The sequence below is a fragment of the Mesorhizobium comanense genome (assembly GCF_005503535.1).
In the GTDB taxonomy this organism is placed as follows: domain Bacteria; phylum Pseudomonadota; class Alphaproteobacteria; order Rhizobiales; family Rhizobiaceae; genus Mesorhizobium; species Mesorhizobium comanense.
Genome location: NZ_SCNN01000006.1, coordinates 259,713 through 276,885 on the forward strand (window position 1 = coordinate 259,713; position 17,173 = coordinate 276,885).

Consider the following 17,173-nt stretch of genomic DNA (forward strand, 5'->3'; position numbering starts at 1 on the left):
TCCGTCATGCGATCGTGTCGAAGAGCCGCAGGATGAACGATATCTGATAGATCAGCGCCGCCGCGACGAAGGCGATGTGGAAGCGGCGGTCGCGCACCAGCATGGCCGCGATGCAAAGTCCCACGAAAATCGGCGTTCGGAACAGATATTCGTTGCCGAAATGGGCGAAATGCTCCGGTCCTTTCAACAGCGTGTCGATGACGTCGAGCAGGTATGTCGCGCCCAGAAGCCCGAAGAACCAGGCGCGGCGCGAGTAAAAATAGTCCTCGTAGCTGGTGTAATCGAGCATGGAGTCCGGGAACAGCAGGGCGCAGAGCAGGAACAGCGTGATCGCATAGAAGATGATGAACAGGTACTTGCCGAAGGTCCATGTCTCGATGGTGTAGAGGCCGAACTGCCACCACCAGAAATGCACCAGCATCAGAAGCACCGAAGCGACCCACGCCAGATGCACGGGGTAGAGCCGGTATTGCCCGGGATGCTGGACCGTGCGCGCCAGTCCCGACAGAAGCCGGGTGACGCCGAGTCCGATCACCATGCCCATGACGATGCGGATATGCGGGAAGATGTCGTGGGGAGAGGCGAGTTCGGTGGCCATAGGCCTCAACAAGCTAGGTGGTGGAGCGCGCGCTCGACATTCATGGATTGCTAGTCTCGCAAGAAATCGTCCATCGAAAGTGGACTGCCGGGCCAGAATTGCCCATCAAGCGCCTGCTTGGCGGTGAACGGCGGCTCACTTGAAAATTGCGATTCCCGTAAGCCCGTTTCCCGCATCGCAAGAGGTAAGGCGTCCTTGTAAGCTTGGGTGAAAATCTGACCGGGATAGCGACGAAGGCTCGGACTGTCCTTGATGATGCCTTCGATCCAGATGCGCTGTTTAGAAATTGACGATTGCCAGCTGTGACATCGATGGCCCGGCTGGAATTCCCACTTCAGGAGGTGCGCTATCAGCACCCGCATCCGGCTGCGGATTTCCCTTCGATCGCTCCTCCCCAAGCTTTCTATCTCCTCGGCAATATTCTCCCGATCAAGCTCGCCAAGACGTCCCTCGCGCAACAGCGCGCCCTGCTCGGCACTCCACTGCGCGAAGTCCGTTTCGTAGGGCGTCGGCGCCCTGAGCCGGTCAACTCTGTTCATGTGCGTATAATGCCCTAAAGCAGGCCGCGTTTAAACGGCTTCATGCTACGGCCTCCAGGGCCGGCCTCAAAACAGAAAATACCGCTGCGCCATCGGCAGCACGGTCGCCGGCTCGCAGGTCAGCAATTCACCGTCGGCGCGGACCTCGTAGGTTTCGGGATCGACCTCGACATGTGGCGTGGCGTCGTTGAGCACCATCGAATGCTTGCCGATGCCGCCGCGTGTGTTTTCCACCGCGACGAACTGCTTCTCGACGCCGAGCCGTCCATGCAGGCCGGACTCCAGCGCCGCCTTCGAAACGAAGGTCACCGACGAATTGGTCCGCGCCTTGCCATAGGCGCCGAACATCGGGCGGTAATGCATCGGCTGCGGCGTCGGGATCGACGCGTTGGGGTCGCCCATCGGGGCGGCGGCGATCATGCCGCCGATCAGCACCATGTCGGGCTTCACGCCGAAGAAGGCCGGGTTCCACAGCACGAGGTCGGCGCGCTTGCCGACGGCGATCGAGCCGATCTCCTTCGACAGCCCATGCGCGATGGCCGGGTTGATCGTGTATTTGGCGATGTAGCGGCGGACGCGGAAATTGTCGCTGTCGCCGGTCTCCTGTGGCAGTCGCCCGCGCTGGCGCTTCATCTTGTCGGCGGTCTGCCAGGTGCGGATCGCGACTTCGCCGACGCGACCCATGGCCTGGCTGTCCGACGAGATGATCGAGAAGGCGCCGATGTCGTGCAAGATGTCCTCGGCCGCGATCGTCTCCTTGCGGATGCGGCTTTCGGCGAAGGCAATGTCCTCGGGGATTGACGGCGAGAGATGGTGGCAGACCATCAGCATGTCGAGATGTTCGGCCAGCGTGTTGACTGTGTAGGGCCGCGTCGGATTGGTCGAGGACGGGATGACGTTGGGCAGGCCGCAGACCTTGATGATGTCGGGCGCATGGCCGCCGCCGGCGCCTTCGGTGTGGAAGGCGTGGATGGTGCGGCCCCTGATGGCGGCGACGGTGTTTTCCACGAAACCGGATTCGTTCAGCGTGTCGGTGTGGATCATCACCTGCACGTCGTGATCGTCGGCCACCGACAGGCAGCAGTCGATGGCAGCCGGCGTCGTGCCCCAGTCCTCATGCAGCTTCAGCGAGCAGGCGCCGCCCAGCACCATCTCCTCGAGCGCGGCCGGCAGCGAGGCGTTGCCCTTGCCCGAAAGGCCGATGTTCATAGGGAAGGCGTCGAAGGACTGGATCATGCGCGCCATGTGCCAGGGACCGGGCGTGCAGGTTGTGGCCAGCGTGCCATGCGCCGGGCCGGTGCCGCCGCCGAGCATCGTGGTTATGCCCGACATCAGCGCCTCCTCGATCTGCTGCGGACAGATGAAGTGGATATGCGCGTCGAAGCCGCCCGGCGTCAGGATCTTACCTTCGCCGGCGATGATCTCGGTGCCTGGGCCGATAATGATGGTGACGCCGTCCTGCGTGTCCGGATTGCCTGCCTTGCCGATCGCCGCGATGCGGCCGTCGCGAAGGCCGATATCGGCCTTGAAGATGCCGGCGCCGGCATCGATCACCAGGGCGTTCGTGATCACCGTATCGACCGCGCCCTCAGCGCGCGAGACCTGGCTCTGGCCCATGCCGTCGCGGATGACCTTGCCGCCGCCGAATTTCACCTCCTCGCCGGGAATGGTGAGGTCCTTCTCCACCTCGATGAAGAGTTCGGTGTCGGCCAGCCGCACCTTGTCGCCCACGGTCGGGCCATACATCTGGGCATAGGCGGCGCGGGTTATTCTGGCCATCGGTGGTTGCTCCCGGAATGCGGTGGGATTGAGGGGATCTGCACATCGTCGCCGTCCAATGGTCACGCAATGACCCGCTGGGCGACACCTTCCGGACCCATTTGGCGGATGAGGTTGGCCGGTCACCCCACAACGACCGTTTGCCAAATCGATGGAAGGAAAATCCATGCGCAAAACGATAGTTCTTGCCACCGCCGCCAGCCTGATGATGGCGGGCGCCGCGGGCGCCCAGCAGCAACAGCCAGCTCCGGCCGCGCCCGCCCCCGGCAGCACGGCCCCGGCCCCCGGCGGTCAGCAGGCGGCGCCGGCGATCCAGAGCGTCAACATTGTCGACATCACGGAATTGCCGAAGGACACACAGACGCAGGTCAACCAGGTTGTTGCCCAGCGTGGCGAAGAGGGCCTGCAGAAACTGCGCAGCTCGATCGATGCCACCCCCAAGGTCAAGTCCGCCCTCCAGGCCAAGGGAATGACCTCCGCGCAGGTGGTCGCGGCCAGCATGGAGCCCAACGGGGCGCTGACCCTGATCACAAAGAAGGCCAGCTGATCCTTGGCCACGGCGGACCGGCTCACGGTCCGCCGTCCTTGAATCCTTGGGAACCGTGGCAGGGCCACGGTCGTTTCGTTTCCGGAGCGTCGAGACAAACCGCGAAGGCGAAAGATGTCCCCTGAAATTCAGGCTGAAACCTTGGCCAGTCCGCGCTGGCCGCATGCGATAGCCATCGCCACCTTCCTCGCCGCGAGCATTCCCCAGTCCGCGCTGAATGCGCAGGGCCTGGAAAGTCCCGAGACGGTCGACCGCATCGTCGGTTCGCAGGTCAGCGAGGAAGAAGCTAGGACCACCACCGAAGCCGGCAGGATCAATTCGGCGATCGAGCGCACCCGCGAAAACATCAGCACGGTGCGCAAGACCTCGAAGCTCGACAAGGTCGATATCGTGTTGCTGACCGACGCCGCGCGCAGCGGAGGCGGCCCGCCCCGGGCCATCGAAGACAAGGTCAGGCAGCATCAGGACGATGTCGCCGAGCTGCGCAAGGAGATCGAGGCCAACGCCTTGCTCTTCAATGCCATCGATTCGCGTCGTGTGCTTGCGCAGGACATTCTCGCCGTCGAATTTGACGATCCGGGCAAGATCGTCATCTACGCAGCCGCCAAGTCTTCCAACTGAGCCGCTATCTGCTTGCAAGCAGGCAACGCCCGTCGCCCTCGTTTCACGCAAGGCGTTGGCCGCCGCTTGGCTCACAGCTTGCCCATCACCTTTTGCTGAAAACCATACACCTCGCGTTTCCCCCCGAGCGGCACCAGCGTAACATCGCGCTCCTGGCCGGGCTCGAAACGCATGGCGGTGCCGGCGGCGATGTCGAGTCGCATGCCGCGGGCCTTTTGACGCTCGAACTTCAGCCCCTCATTGGTTTCGAAGAAATGATAGTGGCTGCCGACCTGGATCGGCCGGTCGCCGCTGTTCGCCACCTTCAGGGTGACGGTTGGCAGGCCCTTGTTGAGCTCGATGTCGCCCTGGGCCGTAATGATTTCGCCTGGGATCATCTGATGTCACACCACGCCGAAAGCGAGGCCGACGCCGATCGCGGCGCAGGCCGCGCCCGCGACGCGGGTCAGGCCGCGGAATTTGAGGCCGAGGCCCAGGCCGGCGGCGATGCCGATGGCATGGAGGAGCGCGGTGGCGACGGCAAAGCCGGCCATGTATTCCAGCCCGCCCGTATTTTCGGGCACTTCGGTGCCATGGGCATGGCCGTGGAACAGCGCGAACAGGCCGATGATGGCCACTCCGGCTGGAACCGGCAAGTCGACCGCGAGCGCCACCAGCAGGCCAAGCGCGACGACGGATGCCAGTATACCGGGTTCGACGAAGGGCACCGGCACATGCGCCATGCCGAGCGCCGCGCCGGCCAGCATCACGCCGACAAAGGCCACCGGCCATGCCCAGATCGCCTTGCCGCCCTTGAGCGCGGCCCACAGGCCGACCGCGACCATGACGGTCATGTGGTCGAGACCGGAGAGCGGGTGCATGAAGCCGGCCGTGAAGGAGGAGGTCGTGCCGATGCCGACATGGGCATAGGCAGGCATCGCCGCCGCCAGCAAGAGGACGGTCGACAGGCAAAAGCGTTTGGCAGGGATCATCTGATTTCGCCTTTCGTTGGAGGGTTGGCCGTCAAGCAGCCTTGCGTGGGCCGCAACCCTCGGCCTTGAGCACGCGTTTGGTCGAGGCCGGATATTTTTTCAGCATCGCGGCGGGACGAATCGGCCGGGCCGAAAAATTTCCGCCGCAGTTCGGGCAGGCACCGCCCAGCACATGTTCCACGCAATCGGCGCAGAAGGTGCACTCGAAGGTGCAGATCAGCGCGTCTGTCGCCTCGGGCGGCAAATCCTTGTCGCAGCATTCGCAATTGGGGCGCAGGTCCAGCATCTTTGTCCTCCTCAGCGGATCGGTTCGTGCACGGTCACCAGCTTGGTGCCGTCGGGGAAGGTCGCTTCCACCTGCACGTCGTGGATCATCTCGGCGATGCCCTCCATCACCTGCGCGCGGCTGACGACATGGGCTCCCGCCTCCATCAGCTCGGCCACCGGGCGGCCGTCACGGGCGCCCTCGACGACGAAGTCGGTAATCAGCGCGATCGCTTCCGGATGGTTGAGCTTGACGCCGCGCTCCAGCCGCTTGCGTGCCACCATCGCGGCCATGGCGACCAGCAGCTTGTCCTTTTCCCGTGGCGTCAGGTTCATGCGGTTTCCAACACAGACAGAATCACAGTGACCATAATTTGGGCAGTCCCGCCCTTCCGTTGAGCAGTCCGACGAGCGGAACCAGCCGCTGGCGCAACTGGTAGCCGTCCCCGGCATGAAGCCTCGCAAGAAGCTTGCCAGATGTCGTCACGCTCCAGAAGCTCGCGCCGCCCTGGGCGCCGACGATCTCCCTGACCGGATGGAGCAACGCTTCGGCATCAGGCGACACCAGCAGCAGCGTCGCCACCGCGATCGCGCCGCCGGCAACCGCCGGGCGCCCAAGCGCCGCCGCGATATCGGGCCCGATGCGGAAATCCTCGGCATGGATGAGGCGACCGTCGCGGCGCACGCGCCAGCGGTCGTGGAAGCTGCCATGCGCGGCGCGTTCGCCCATCGCCAGGCGGCCGAAGACCGTGGCTTCCAGCACCAGCGCCTCGGCGCCCGGGGCAAGATCGATTTCCAGCGTGCGGGCAAAGGCCGCGCGGTCGAAGACGATGGTTTCCTGCGGCAGCCAGGCGATGCGGCCGTTCTCGCCGACCGTCAGTCTTACCCGGACGTCGGCATGGTCCGACGCGGCGCGATAGACCTTCTCGCAGGCCTGGGTGGTTATGGCGGCGCTGGCATGCGCCCCGACATCCACCTCCCATGCCAGGCGGTCGCCGCCGGTCAGACCGCCGGCGGTATTGATGAGAACAGCCTCCAGCGGACCGCTCGAAACGGCCGGCCGCCTGATCTTGGCGGAGCCTTCCTGATAGAGCCTGCGCAGCCGGGTGCGGCCATCGGCGCTGGCGCAACCCAATTGAGCCAGACCTGCCGCGCGCTGGGCCAGAGCCGCCGAAAACTTGGTATATTCGATCGTATCCACGCCTTCAGGTTAAGCACTGCGGCGGGTTTGTCGATATATAGCTTGTTGCTTGATGGCGTTTCCGTTTCTATAGAGGGAGCCAACTTGGTGCGGTCAGGCGATGCTTGGCGGGGGTAAAGAGCGATGGTCGCGGCCTGATATCGAGGACAAGAAGGCGCTGTTCAGTTGGCGTCGGGAAACGACAGAGTGGGGAAGAAACCGAATGGCTGACCAACTGGCAACCGAAATCATCGAGAAGATCAAGGCCCATGCCGAGACGGGCGGTGAGGAAATCACCACCAGCACCGAATTGACGGCGCTCGGCATCCATTCGCTGGAGCTGACCGAGATTATCTTCGACCTCGAGGAGCAGTATGGCATCGAGATCGAGATGAACACGGTCGATGCCTGGAGCAATCTGAAGAACGTCGGCGACATGATCGAGGCCGTTCGCGCGCTGATCGCGAAAAAAGCCTGACCGAATGCTGAAGCGCGTCGTCATCACCGGCCTTGGCGGGATATGTGGGCTCGGCACCAATGCGCCGGCGATCTGGGATGAAATGCGCGCCGGACGTTCGGCGATAGGGCCGATCGAAAATTCGTCCCTGCACGACCTCAAGGTCAAGATCGGCTGCGAGGTCAAGGCGCTGCCCGAGCACGGCATCGAACGCAAGCAGCTGGTTTCGATGGACCGCTTCAGCCTGCTGGCGGCCATTGCCGCCCGTGAAGCCATGCAACAATCAGGGTTGGCGCCGCATGCGGACAACAGCTATCGCATGGGCACCGTCGTCGGCATCGGCGTCTGCGGCTTCGAGACGATCGAGGAGAACTATCGCGCCATCCTGATGGAAGGCAAGAATCGCGCCGGCATCTTCACGGTCCCGAAGGTCATGCCGGGCGCGGCCGCCGGCCAGGTCAGCATGCATCTTGGCCTGCGTGGGCCCGTGTTCGGCGTCACCTCGGCCTGTTCATCGGCCAACCACGCCATTGCCTCGGCTGTCGACCAGATCAGGCTCGGCCGCGCCGATGTTATGGTGGCCGGCGGCGCCGAAGCGCCTCTGGTCTGGGGCGTGCTCAAGGGCTGGGAGGCGCTGCGCGTGCTGGCGCCTGACACCTGCCGGCCGTTTTCCGCCGACCGCCAGGGCCTTGCGCTCGGCGAGGGTGCCGGCATGGCGGTCCTCGAAAGCTACGACCACGCCATGGCGCGTGGCGCCACCATCCTGGCCGAAGTCGCCGGCGCTGGTCTTTCGGCCGATGCCTCCGACATCGTTGCCCCGACCGTCGAGGGGCCGGAAGCGGCGATGCGCTTTTGCCTGGCGGACGCCGGGCTCAATCCCGAGGATGTGGACTATCTCAACGCCCACGGCACCGGCACCAAGGCCAACGACCAGATCGAGACCAACGCGATCAAGCGCGTCTTTGGCGAGCATGCGCGCTCGCTGTCGGTCTCCTCGACCAAGTCGATGCACGCCCATTGCCTGGGCGCGTCGGGCGGACTGGAGATGATCGCCTGCGTGATGGCGATCCGCGAAGGCATCGTGCCGCCGACCGCGAACTACCGCGAGCCCGATCCAGACTGCGATCTCGACGTGACCCCCAATGTCGCGCGCGAGCGCAAGGTGCGCGCCGCGATCAGCAACAGTTTCGCCTTCGGTGGCACCAACGCCGTGCTGGCCTTCAAGGCCATCTGAGCCCCGGGGCGTTCGATCTGGCGCGACGGCCTGTGCGAGCCGCCTCTTGATCCCATCGACAGTGCGTGCCCGTTGACAGTGCGTGCATGCGAAACCGCTGCCGCCATATTGATCCGACTGGGTCGGGAGCTTAATCCTTGCGTCCCCGCCCCAGTCAGCGCCTTTGGCGCCAATCCCCGCTCAGGAGTTTTCGATGGCCGACCTGTCCGCCTTCCCGATTGCCGCCCGCTGGCCGGCCAAGCATCCCGACCGGATTCAGCTCTATTCGTTTCCGACGCCCAACGGCGTGAAGGTTTCGATTGCCCTCGAAGAGGTTGGCCTGCCTTACGAGCCGCATGCCGTCAACATCGGCAAGAACGAAAGCTGGACGCCGGAATTCCTGTCGCTCAACCCCAACGGCAAGATTCCCGCGATCATCGACCCCGACGGCCCCGACGGCAAGCCGATCGGCCTGTTCGAATCCGGCGCCATCCTGCTCTACCTCGCCGAGAAGACCGGCCTCTTGATGCCTATCGACGCCGCGCGGCGCTACGAGACGATTCAGTGGGTCTTCTTCCAGATGGCCTCGGTCGGGCCGATGTTCGGCCAGCTCGGCTTCTTCCACAAATTCGCCGGCCGCGAGATTGCCGACAAGCGTCCGCTGGAGCGTTACCGTGATGAATCGCGGCGGCTGATCGGCGTGCTGGACGGCAGGCTGAAGGGCCGCAAGTGGATCATGGGCAACGACTACACCATCGCCGACATCTCGCTGCTCGGCTGGGTGCGCAACCTGATCGGTTTTTACGAGGCTCGCGAACTGGTTGGCTTCGATGAGTTCGCCAATGTGGCGGCATGGCTGGACCGCGGCCTTGCGCGGCCAGCGGTGCAGAAGGGCCTGACCATTCCCGAAAGGGGCTGAATCTCAAAGCTTGGCGGCGGCCGGAGAAGATCACCGGCTATTTTGCTTTGTTTTTTGGGCCGCCTTTGCCGATCACCGAGGCCGCGAGCGAAGCGGCGCCGCGAGCCGTTGCGACCACGGCACCGGCGGCGATGGTGGCGACCGTTCGAAGGGTCCCTTGCCTGTCCTGACCTTGCCTGTCCTGACCTTGTTTGTCTTGAGGGTGTTTGCCCGGGGCCGCTTTGCGGGGCGCGGCCGCCTTGGTTGCCGCCGGCACCACCTTCCTCGGGGCTGCCTTGCCGAAAGTGGGTTTGGCATCCCTGGCGAGCTCGGTGCCAGCACCGGCTTTCGCCTGTGCTGCCTTCATGCTCCTCGCCTTGGCGGCCACGGGTTTTCTTGCCTTGAGCGCCATCGGAAATCCTTACGCCGAACAATGGGGTTCGCGGCCATAACGGCGCGAAAGTCTTAAGGTTCCAGCCAAAAAATACTGAAAATTAAGCAGGTTAACTCAGATTAACCTGGGTTAACCAATGACCAGATCGGCGGCCCGGCGCCGCGCCAGCACGCGCTCGATGTTGGGCATGTCATTGGAGGCGATCCAGGCGCGCGCATCCTCGTCGGAACGGCCATGGCCGTGCCAGCGCTCGACCAGGCGGCGTTCGAGCTCGTTGCGCGACACCTCGACGAAGATCGAGAAATCGAACAGTGGCGCGAGACGCGACCATGGCTCCTCGTCGAGCAGGAGGTAGTTGCCTTCGACGAGGATGAATTTGGTGTCCGTGCCGATGATCGCCGCAGCCGCGCGCGACAATTCCATGCTCCGGTCGAAGACCGGAATGGCGATGTCGGGTTCGCCAGCCCGGATACGTTTCAGAAGCGTCTCGAAGCCGGCGAAGTCGAAGGTTTCCGGCGCGCCTTTTCGTGCCCGCAGGCCCCGCCGGTCGAGCACGATGTCGTCATAGTGGAACCCGTCCATCGGCACGACTTCCGCCTTTCCTTCCGGCAGCAGGTCGTGCAGGCCGGCCGACAAGGTCGACTTGCCCGCTCCCGGCGGGCCGGCGATGGCGACGATGAAGCGATTCGCCTTGCCGGCGCGCTTGAAGATGGTTGCTGCGAGATGGGCGATTTCCGACATGAGGCCTCACTTGCCTGGCGGCGGCACGATCTTTGCCGCATCTTGTCGGCTGTTCACGAAAAATTCAAACCGGGAATTCGCGGCAATCCGCTTCAAGCGGCCGCCGGTTGGCCGATACGCAGGAAATCGCTGTCGAAGGCAACCTCCCGCGTGATCGCGCCGGCCCCGAGCCGCATCCGCCCGTTGGCCGTGGTGATCTCCCCTGGTGGTTCGCCGCCGGCTGCAGGCAGCGCGCCGATGACATGGCGGAAGGAGAAACTGCGTCCTTCCAAGAGCGCAAACGCGGTCGCCACGCCCTCCCGCTTCAGCCAGTTGTCGCCAAGCGAAGCGGCGTGGCCGACGGCGGCGCGGCCGTCCTCGATGCCGAGCACGCCGAGATGACGGCCGCTCCAGGGCGCATAGTCGCGCCCGCCATTGCTGAGCCACAGCATGGTAACCGGCAGTTCGGCCGGATTCTTCAGCACCAGCACAAGGTCGTCCTCGGCCCGGCGCGCCAGCGCTGTCCAGCCTGGTCCGCCATGGTCTGCTTCGACCAGGGTCAAAAAATCCTCGCGCCGGTCATCCATGCGGTATTGCCTGAGATCGACCGTCCCGCCGGCAGCGGCGGGAAAATGGCTGAGGTCGGCGGATCGCGCCGGATAGGCCAGCATGAAGCGGCCGCGCGCGGGATCGGGCTCCAGCGGATCGGCTGGGGTGGCGGCAAAGCGCTTGGGCGAAAAGGCCAGCCTGCCGCCGCCTGTCACTGCCGTCATCGGATGATGGGCAACCGAAATCGCGCCTGAGCCGCCTGAAAACACATGCTCCTGGTAGAGGAAAGAGTGGCCGTCGCGCAGCGTGAAGATCTTGTCGACGCTGGCGCCCATGACCTTGTGCCGCAGCCGGAAGACCGCGCGCCAACCGTCGTCCGTGGCGCCGTCTTCGCTGACATCCCAGGCGCTGTTGGCCGGCCAGCCATGCAGCGGCGCCTCCTCGACATCGCTGCGCGAAAACGGGGCGCAGAGGAAGTCGCCGGAGAGCCGGACCGTGCCTCGCGGCAGATCCTGCGGCAGCGCCTCATCGGCACCGACCCAGGGCGCGCGATGCAGCGGTTTCAATTGCCTGCCGCCGCTGTCGACGGTCATGTCGGCGATGTGGCCGACGGTGAGGTCCAGCGAAACAGAAATGCCCTTGGCCTTGATCGTTACGGTATCCATGGTGCTCTCATCCGAATCTGAAGCCGCAAGCAGAACCCTTTCGGCGCGCCTCGCGCAAGCACCCGAGCCGGCATTTCGCATCGGTTTGACCCCGCGCGGGTCTCGACAATCCCGGGGCTGTCGGCCATTAACCAAATGGACGCATCCGCCGCGTTACGTTAGCTTCGCCTTATCTCAAGCAACAGCCGATCCAAGAACAGCCTCGCCCTTGTCCTTCCCGCGCCTCTTCCCGCTTTTCCAGAAGATCCTGGTTGCCCTGGCCCTGACGGCTTTGGTCGCCGGCTGCTCGACCACGACCCCGCCGGACACGGTGCTCGCCGTGCCCGCGCCGCCGCAGAAATACGCGGCCATCGTCGTCGACGGCAAGACCGGCAAGCAGCTGTTCGAGGTCAATTCGGCGGCGCAGCGCTATCCGGCCTCGCTCACCAAGATGATGACGCTCTACCTCCTGTTCGAGGCGATGGAAGCGGGCCGCGTGACCAAGCAGACGCAGATCCCGGTGTCGGATCACGCCGCCTCGCAGCCGCCGACCAAGATGCGCTTCCGGCGCGGCGAGACGATCGACGTCGATTCCGCCATTCGCGCCATCGTCGTCAAATCCGCCAATGACGTGGCGGTGGCGGTTGGCGAATATCTCGGCGGCTCGGAAGACCAGTTCGCCGTCATGATGACCTCCAAGGCGCGCGCGCTCGGCATGACCAGCACCACCTTCCGCAACGCGTCCGGCCTGCCCGACGACGGCCAGATGACCACGGCGCGCGACATGGCGGTGCTCGGCATGTCGCTGCAGCGGCGCTTTCCGCAGCACTTCCACTATTTCTCCGAAAGCGACTTCATGTTCCGCGGCAAGCTGGTGCGCGGCCACAACGACATGCTTGGCCGCGTGCGCGGCGTGAACGGCATCAAGACCGGCTATATCAGGGCGTCCGGCTTCAACATCGTCACCTCCTACGATGCCGACGGCCGCCAGCTGATCGTGGTGGTGATGGGCGCCGACAGCGCCCGCCAGCGCAACGACCATGTCGAGGCGCTGATCCAGCGCAGCCTGTCGCCGACAATGGATCCCGCCAGGACCAGGCTGATGTTCGCCGAACAGCAGTGACGGGCGCCGCTCCGCCGTGCCCGCTGCCAACGTCCAGGGATCGACACCAGGTTGCCGCGAAGCCGCTTCGGCCCGGAGATAACAAAGCCGGCGCCTCAGTGAGCATTTGAGGGCTTATAAGAACCCAGCAGCCGGCTATTGTCTTGCGGCTGTCACGCAATCGTGCGGAAGACATGGCATAGGCTGCGAAATCCCATGGTGGCTATGCCCTGTCGCCTTGGCGTATCCTCCAACTCTTGGAGCAATTCCCGAGAATTGCTCTGGCGCGACAGCAGGGAGCCGATCATGAGCACCGTCCCCAAGGCATCCGAGAAGGCCGCCGACAACCAGAACGACAGCGGCGGCGAATATTTCGAGGCGACGACCACGCAAGCCGACCTGCATGAGGTTTCGGACGAGCATTTCGACACGCCCGAAGTGCCGGATTCCGAGCCGGTCGCGCCCGGCGCGTCGCGCATCAAGCCGAAGCGCAAGCCGTCGGCGATCTCGGGCCGGAAATTCCGCAAGCGCGACCTGGTGCGCATCGACACGCTGCGCCCGAGCCTCGCCGACCGCATCCGCGCGGATCACCCGGACCTGCCCAAGGGCGCCCGCGTCAGCCGCGAGGAACTCGGCCGCTACCGCATGCGCTACATGGAGGAGCTCCTGCAGCAGGAGCATGGCGAGTTCTCCGAGCTCGACCGCCAGGTGGTGGAATCGATCGCCAGGCAGGACACGATTTCCGAAAACTCGGAGGAGGAGTTCGAGGAGCACCGGACGTTTCCCGACCGCGTCTCCGACAACATGGCGGCTTTCGGCGGCAGCTGGTGGTTCCTGATCTCGTTTGCCGCCGTGCTTTTGGTGTGGATCGGCATCAATCTGTTCGAGGGTTTGAACAGCGCCTTCGACCCCTATCCCTTCATCCTGCTCAATCTCCTGCTCTCCTGCATCGCCGCCATCCAGGCGCCGGTCATCATGATGAGCCAGAAGCGCCAGGAGGTGAAGGACCGCCTGCGCTCCTTCAACGAATACCGCGTCAACCTCAAGGCCGAGCTCGAAGTGCGCCACCTGCACGAAAAGCTCGACTACCTCATCTCCCGCCAATGGACGCGGCTGGCCGAAATGCAGCAGATGCAGCTCGATGCGATGAACGAACTGGCGGGTGCGAAGAAGGCCAAGCGCACCGTGCGCGGGGTGAGGCGAAGGGCGGTGAAGGGCGAAGTGGCGCAGTAGCGCCCAACCAGTTGGCGGTCTGCGGCGGTCGCACCGACAAAGCGGGACACGGCACGACATCTCGCGTGGCGCACCGAACGGCCGGATCGGATCCTCCTGCCGACCCCCTCTCGCGGCGCCCGACATCATGGCTGGCTCAATCCGGCAACAGCACCGTTGCGCGGCCGCTGGTGAGGTCGATGACCATCCGCGCCATCGACGACGCTTCCGCCTCCGGGACGGCGACGGTCAGTTCCGCGCCGGTCGCGATGAAATTCTCATGCAGGATGCGAACCCCGGGCGATGCCGCCAGCCGAGCCTGGACCAGGGCCAGATCGGAGAAGCCGCATGTGATGGTCGCTTCGACGGTCACGACGATTGGGATTCTGACGGCCGTCCGAAGGCAGGCGGATGCCGTGCCGCCATAGGCGCGCATGAGCCCGCCACTGCCGAGCAGGATGCCGCCGAACCAGCGCGTCACCACGACCGCGACATTGTCGAGCATCTGGCCGTCGAGCGCCTGGAGAATTGGCTTTCCGGCCGTCCCGCTCGGTTCGCCGTCATCGTTGAACCGGTAGTTCATGCCGATACGCCATGCCCAGCAATTGTGGTTGGCGTCGGCAACCGCGTGAGCGGCTATGAACTGCTTCGCGGCCTCCTCGGTCGAAACGGGTCCGGCAGTCGCGAGGAAGCGGCTTTTCCTGATCTCCTGCCCGAATGTCGCGGGTCGCTCGATGCTGAACATGACGCTCTTCTGGTTTGCAACGCCTGGTGCCAAACCGCGCATACCGCAAGAAAAGGCCTGTTGGTAGCAGCCGGGTCTTTCGCAGCGCGGCACCGAATGCCGTTCAGCGGATCAAGCCCACGGCAGGATGCGAATTCATGGCCTCTCGCCCCGCAGCGCACCGCTGCTCCATTTCGCCGTTGAAGCCCGCCCCGGCTTCCGCTAAGAAGCCCTGACTTGCCGGTTCACCCGGTTCGTTTTCCGCCTCGCGGAAAGCACCCGTAGCTCAGCTGGATAGAGCGCTGCCCTCCGAAGGCAGAGGTCACAGGTTCGAATCCTGTCGGGTGCGCCATTTCAGTACAGAACTATGAACGCCGAAAACCGCCGATTTCCCGCTGGAAGCGGCAACCCGCGTCTTAGTACTTGGCTTTCCCACCAGTCCAGAACACGTCAGGCGGGCGTTGTTCTCTCGGGTTCTGAAGGATAACGCCGACCCGAAGCTGGTGCTGTTTATGCTCTCGACACGCTTTGGGCGAAGCTCGTCAGCCAGATCGCCCAGGCCCATGGCAAAAAGCCCTGGTCGAAACCGCTACGCCCGAGACGGCTTAGAATGGTGAGGTGGCGGAATTCGGCGAGTGCTGGGTCGCCGCCATCCGTTTTTTCGCGGAGGCTTTGCGAAGTCGGCCCGGAGCCGCTCCCAAGGTGCGTTTGAAGGCATTGCTGAAGGCGCTTTCGGACGTATAGCCGATTGCTTCGGCTGCCTCCGCGATTGAAGCGCCGCCTCGTAGTTCGCGCTCTGCGAGAAACATCCGCCAGGTGGTGAGATAGGACAGGGGTGGCAGTCCCATCACGTTGCGAAACCGAACCGCGAACGCTGTCCGTGACATGCCGGCGACTTGCGCGAGGTCCTCCAGGTTCCAGGGGTGTGCGGGCTCCGCATGCATTCTGGCAAGCGCAGGCGCCAGCCTCCGGTCCCCAAGTCCCTTGATCCAGCCTACGTCTGCTTCGGGGGCGCAGGCGAGATAAGCACGCAATGTATGGACAAAGAGGAGTTGGGTGAGATGGCCCAGTATGATCGCCTGGCCTGCTTTTCCCACCGCCCGCATTTCTTCGTCGATCCGACGCAGCAGCCAGGCGACTTCGGCCGCGTCGGGGGCGTCGGAGCCGATATGAATGAATGGCGGCAAGGCATCGAGCAGTAGCGTGGAACGCCGATCATCGACCTCGACGATCCCGCCCAGCAGCGCGATGTCGTTGCCATGGCCAAGACGATAGACGCCATGTTCGTCCTTGACGCGAGGCGTCGATGGCGCGTGTGCGATCAGCGTCGGATCGTTGGCCAGGACAAGCCCACACTTGCCGTTCGTAACCAGGACATCGCCGGCCTCGAAGGGCTTGGGTTGGGGCATCCCGTCAACGGAATACCAACAGGCACCGTGCGTCACCGCCAGGATCTTGATTGCATCGACATTGGCGAAGCGGCGCGTCCAGTCGCCGCCCGCAACAAGCTGGCCGGAAAGACTGCAGCGAGCGCTGACCAGTTCGAGCACATCGGATAAAGGGTCACTCATGATTTCCGAACTATTGCGCGCGAAACATGTACGTTCAAGCATTCATCGTTCAGTCTCACGGGTCTAGCTTCTGATCATGCAACACAGGAGCTGGCCATGCCGACACCCCAATCCCCCATTGTCTCCGGCTTCGGCCCGGCATCGACCGCCGCTGAGGTCATCAACGGCATCGATCTGACAGGTAAGGCAGTTATCGTGACCGGAGGCTATTCCGGCCTGGGCCTTGAAACTGTGCGTGTGCTGCGCGGGGTCGGCGCTAAAGTCCTCGTTCCCGCGCGCGATGTGGCCAAGGCGACAGAAGCTCTTGCCGCCATGCCCGATGTCGCGGTCGCGCAGATGGACTTGCTCGATCCGGCCTCGATCGATCGATTTGCAGAACACGTCCTGTCGCTGACCGACCGGCTGGACATCCTCATCAACAATGCCGGCGTGATGGCGCCGCCCCTCGGGCGGGACGCCCGGGGCTATGAGATGCAGTTTGCTGCCAACCATCTCGGCCACTTCCAACTCACCTGCCGGCTTTGGCCAGCATTGGTACGCACCGAGGGCGCGCGCGTCGTGGCGCTGAGTTCCTATGGCCATCGCCGGGCCGGCATGGATTTCCACGATCCGAATTTCGAGCGGCGTCCCTATGATCGCTGGGAAGCCTACGGCCAGTCGAAAACCGCCAACGCGCTGTTCGCAGTCGCTCTAGATTCGATCGGCCAACGATCGGGCATCCGCGCCTTCGCGGTGCATCCAGGCGCCATCGCAACACCGCTCGTGCGTCACATGGCGCGTGCCGAGCTTCAGGCCGGCGGAATCCTTGATGCAGATGGGAATCCGGTGATCGACCCCGAGAACAATATGAAGACACCGGAACAGGGCGCCGCCACCACGGTCTGGTGCGCGACCAGCCCCGACCTGGCCGGGATGGGCGGCGTCTATTGTGCGGACTGCAATATCGCGCCGGCACTTGCTCGCGATGACATGCCGGACCTGCATGGTGTTCGTCCGAGGGCAATCGATCCCGTCGCCGCCGGCCGCCTATGGCAGCTCAGTGAGCAGATGACGGGGGCGTCGCTGGATTGACCCAATATCCGGGAGGGCTATAGCGTAGGTGCAGTCCTCATCATCACTGGGCGCGGCGCATCAGTAAGATCAGCCACTCAACGCCGCATACCCGCCGCGCCTCTCCGCTCACGTCGCCT

The 17,173-nt window shown here is 64.2% G+C and carries 21 protein-coding genes and 1 tRNA gene; 9 read left to right on the top strand and 13 right to left on the bottom strand.

The features are described 5' to 3' along the window. Positions 1–4 precede the first annotated feature (4 nt). The 3 genes from FFS37_RS13625 to ureC form a co-directional block, all read right to left on the bottom strand. A complete protein-coding gene (locus tag FFS37_RS13625) occupies positions 5–598 on the bottom strand; it encodes a hypothetical protein (RefSeq protein WP_137931470.1) in 594 nt (197 codons plus the stop codon). 50 nt (positions 599–648) lie between these two features. Next, on the bottom strand, positions 649–1,137 hold the full coding sequence (locus tag FFS37_RS13630) for a DUF29 domain-containing protein (RefSeq protein WP_137931471.1): 489 nt from the start codon (positions 1,135–1,137) through the stop codon (positions 649–651). Between the two features lie 66 nt (positions 1,138–1,203). Beyond that, positions 1,204–2,916 carry an urease subunit alpha gene (gene ureC / locus FFS37_RS13635; protein ID WP_137931472.1) on the bottom strand — a complete coding sequence of 571 codons (1,713 nt, stop codon included), beginning with the start codon at positions 2,914–2,916 and terminating at the stop codon, positions 1,204–1,206. A gap of 166 nt (positions 2,917–3,082) precedes the next feature. Here ureC and FFS37_RS13640 point away from each other — a divergent pair, with 166 nt between their 5' ends. Together FFS37_RS13640 and FFS37_RS13645 are read left to right on the top strand one after the other, a co-directional pair. Next, positions 3,083–3,463: a hypothetical protein gene (locus FFS37_RS13640; protein WP_137931473.1), complete on the top strand. Its 381-nt coding sequence runs from the start codon at positions 3,083–3,085 to the stop codon at positions 3,461–3,463. A gap of 114 nt (positions 3,464–3,577) precedes the next feature. After that, positions 3,578–4,084 carry a hypothetical protein gene (locus FFS37_RS13645; protein ID WP_137931474.1) on the top strand — a complete coding sequence of 169 codons (507 nt, stop codon included), beginning with the start codon at positions 3,578–3,580 and terminating at the stop codon, positions 4,082–4,084. Positions 4,085–4,155: 71 nt separating this feature from the next. Here the strand turns inward: FFS37_RS13645 and FFS37_RS13650 are convergent, their stop codons facing one another. From FFS37_RS13650 to FFS37_RS13670, 5 genes are read right to left on the bottom strand one after another with little or no spacing between them, the layout of a single operon-like run. Then, entirely contained in the window at positions 4,156–4,461 is a 306-nt protein-coding gene (locus tag FFS37_RS13650; RefSeq protein ID WP_137931475.1) for an urease subunit beta, read from the bottom strand. 6 nt (positions 4,462–4,467) lie between these two features. Then, positions 4,468–5,055, bottom strand: coding sequence for a HupE/UreJ family protein (locus FFS37_RS13655; protein ID WP_137931476.1), 588 nt, complete (start codon positions 5,053–5,055; stop codon positions 4,468–4,470). Between the two features lie 31 nt (positions 5,056–5,086). Further along, positions 5,087–5,341 (bottom strand): DUF1272 domain-containing protein, encoded by a 255-nt coding sequence (locus FFS37_RS13660; RefSeq protein WP_137931477.1) that lies wholly within the window; start codon positions 5,339–5,341, stop codon positions 5,087–5,089. Between the two features lie 11 nt (positions 5,342–5,352). Continuing rightward, on the bottom strand, positions 5,353–5,655 hold the full coding sequence (locus tag FFS37_RS13665; protein ID WP_137931478.1) for an urease subunit gamma: 303 nt from the start codon (positions 5,653–5,655) through the stop codon (positions 5,353–5,355). A gap of 22 nt (positions 5,656–5,677) precedes the next feature. Beyond that, on the bottom strand, positions 5,678–6,520 hold the full coding sequence (locus FFS37_RS13670; protein WP_137931479.1) for an urease accessory protein UreD: 843 nt from the start codon (positions 6,518–6,520) through the stop codon (positions 5,678–5,680). Positions 6,521–6,722: 202 nt separating this feature from the next. Here FFS37_RS13670 and FFS37_RS13675 point away from each other — a divergent pair, with 202 nt between their 5' ends. From FFS37_RS13675 to FFS37_RS13685, 3 genes are all read left to right on the top strand, one after another. Next, positions 6,723–6,977, top strand: coding sequence for an acyl carrier protein (locus FFS37_RS13675; protein WP_137931480.1), 255 nt, complete (start codon positions 6,723–6,725; stop codon positions 6,975–6,977). Between the two features lie 4 nt (positions 6,978–6,981). Continuing rightward, the gene (locus FFS37_RS13680) at positions 6,982–8,190 is read left to right on the top strand and encodes a beta-ketoacyl-[acyl-carrier-protein] synthase family protein (protein ID WP_137931481.1); all 1,209 of its coding nucleotides are present in this window, start codon (positions 6,982–6,984) and stop codon (positions 8,188–8,190) included. A 193-nt stretch (positions 8,191–8,383) separates the two neighbouring features. Continuing rightward, positions 8,384–9,088, top strand: coding sequence for a glutathione S-transferase family protein (locus tag FFS37_RS13685; protein ID WP_137931482.1), 705 nt, complete (start codon positions 8,384–8,386; stop codon positions 9,086–9,088). Positions 9,089–9,125: 37 nt separating this feature from the next. Here the strand turns inward: FFS37_RS13685 and FFS37_RS13690 are convergent, their stop codons facing one another. From FFS37_RS13690 to FFS37_RS13700, 3 genes are all read right to left on the bottom strand, one after another. Further along, entirely contained in the window at positions 9,126–9,479 is a 354-nt protein-coding gene (locus FFS37_RS13690; RefSeq protein ID WP_137931483.1) for a hypothetical protein, read from the bottom strand. Between the two features lie 111 nt (positions 9,480–9,590). After that, positions 9,591–10,202 carry a nucleoside triphosphate hydrolase gene (locus tag FFS37_RS13695; protein WP_137931484.1) on the bottom strand — a complete coding sequence of 204 codons (612 nt, stop codon included), beginning with the start codon at positions 10,200–10,202 and terminating at the stop codon, positions 9,591–9,593. A 92-nt stretch (positions 10,203–10,294) separates the two neighbouring features. Further along, positions 10,295–11,395: a hypothetical protein gene (locus tag FFS37_RS13700; RefSeq protein ID WP_137931485.1), complete on the bottom strand. Its 1,101-nt coding sequence runs from the start codon at positions 11,393–11,395 to the stop codon at positions 10,295–10,297. 208 nt (positions 11,396–11,603) lie between these two features. Between FFS37_RS13700 and FFS37_RS13705 the strand changes: the two genes are divergently transcribed. Then, on the top strand, positions 11,604–12,497 hold the full coding sequence (locus tag FFS37_RS13705) for a D-alanyl-D-alanine carboxypeptidase family protein (RefSeq protein WP_137931486.1): 894 nt from the start codon (positions 11,604–11,606) through the stop codon (positions 12,495–12,497). A gap of 285 nt (positions 12,498–12,782) precedes the next feature. Continuing rightward, positions 12,783–13,709 carry a DUF1003 domain-containing protein gene (locus FFS37_RS13710; RefSeq protein ID WP_137931487.1) on the top strand — a complete coding sequence of 309 codons (927 nt, stop codon included), beginning with the start codon at positions 12,783–12,785 and terminating at the stop codon, positions 13,707–13,709. A 136-nt stretch (positions 13,710–13,845) separates the two neighbouring features. On the opposite strand, the gene FFS37_RS13715 is transcribed toward FFS37_RS13710, so the two are convergent. Next, on the bottom strand, positions 13,846–14,433 hold the full coding sequence (locus FFS37_RS13715; protein ID WP_137931488.1) for an IMPACT family protein: 588 nt from the start codon (positions 14,431–14,433) through the stop codon (positions 13,846–13,848). Between the two features lie 254 nt (positions 14,434–14,687). Between FFS37_RS13715 and FFS37_RS13720 the strand changes: the two genes are divergently transcribed. Next, a tRNA-Arg gene (locus FFS37_RS13720) sits at positions 14,688–14,764 on the top strand. 253 nt (positions 14,765–15,017) lie between these two features. Here FFS37_RS13720 and FFS37_RS13730 read toward each other — a convergent pair. Continuing rightward, positions 15,018–16,025 (bottom strand): AraC family transcriptional regulator, encoded by a 1,008-nt coding sequence (locus tag FFS37_RS13730; RefSeq protein WP_210240455.1) that lies wholly within the window; start codon positions 16,023–16,025, stop codon positions 15,018–15,020. A gap of 54 nt (positions 16,026–16,079) precedes the next feature. On the opposite strand from FFS37_RS13730, the gene FFS37_RS13735 reads away from it, so the two are divergent. Beyond that, complete coding sequence (locus FFS37_RS13735) at positions 16,080–17,054, top strand: oxidoreductase (RefSeq protein ID WP_137931490.1); 975 nt, start codon at positions 16,080–16,082, stop codon at positions 17,052–17,054. Positions 17,055–17,173 lie beyond the last annotated feature (119 nt).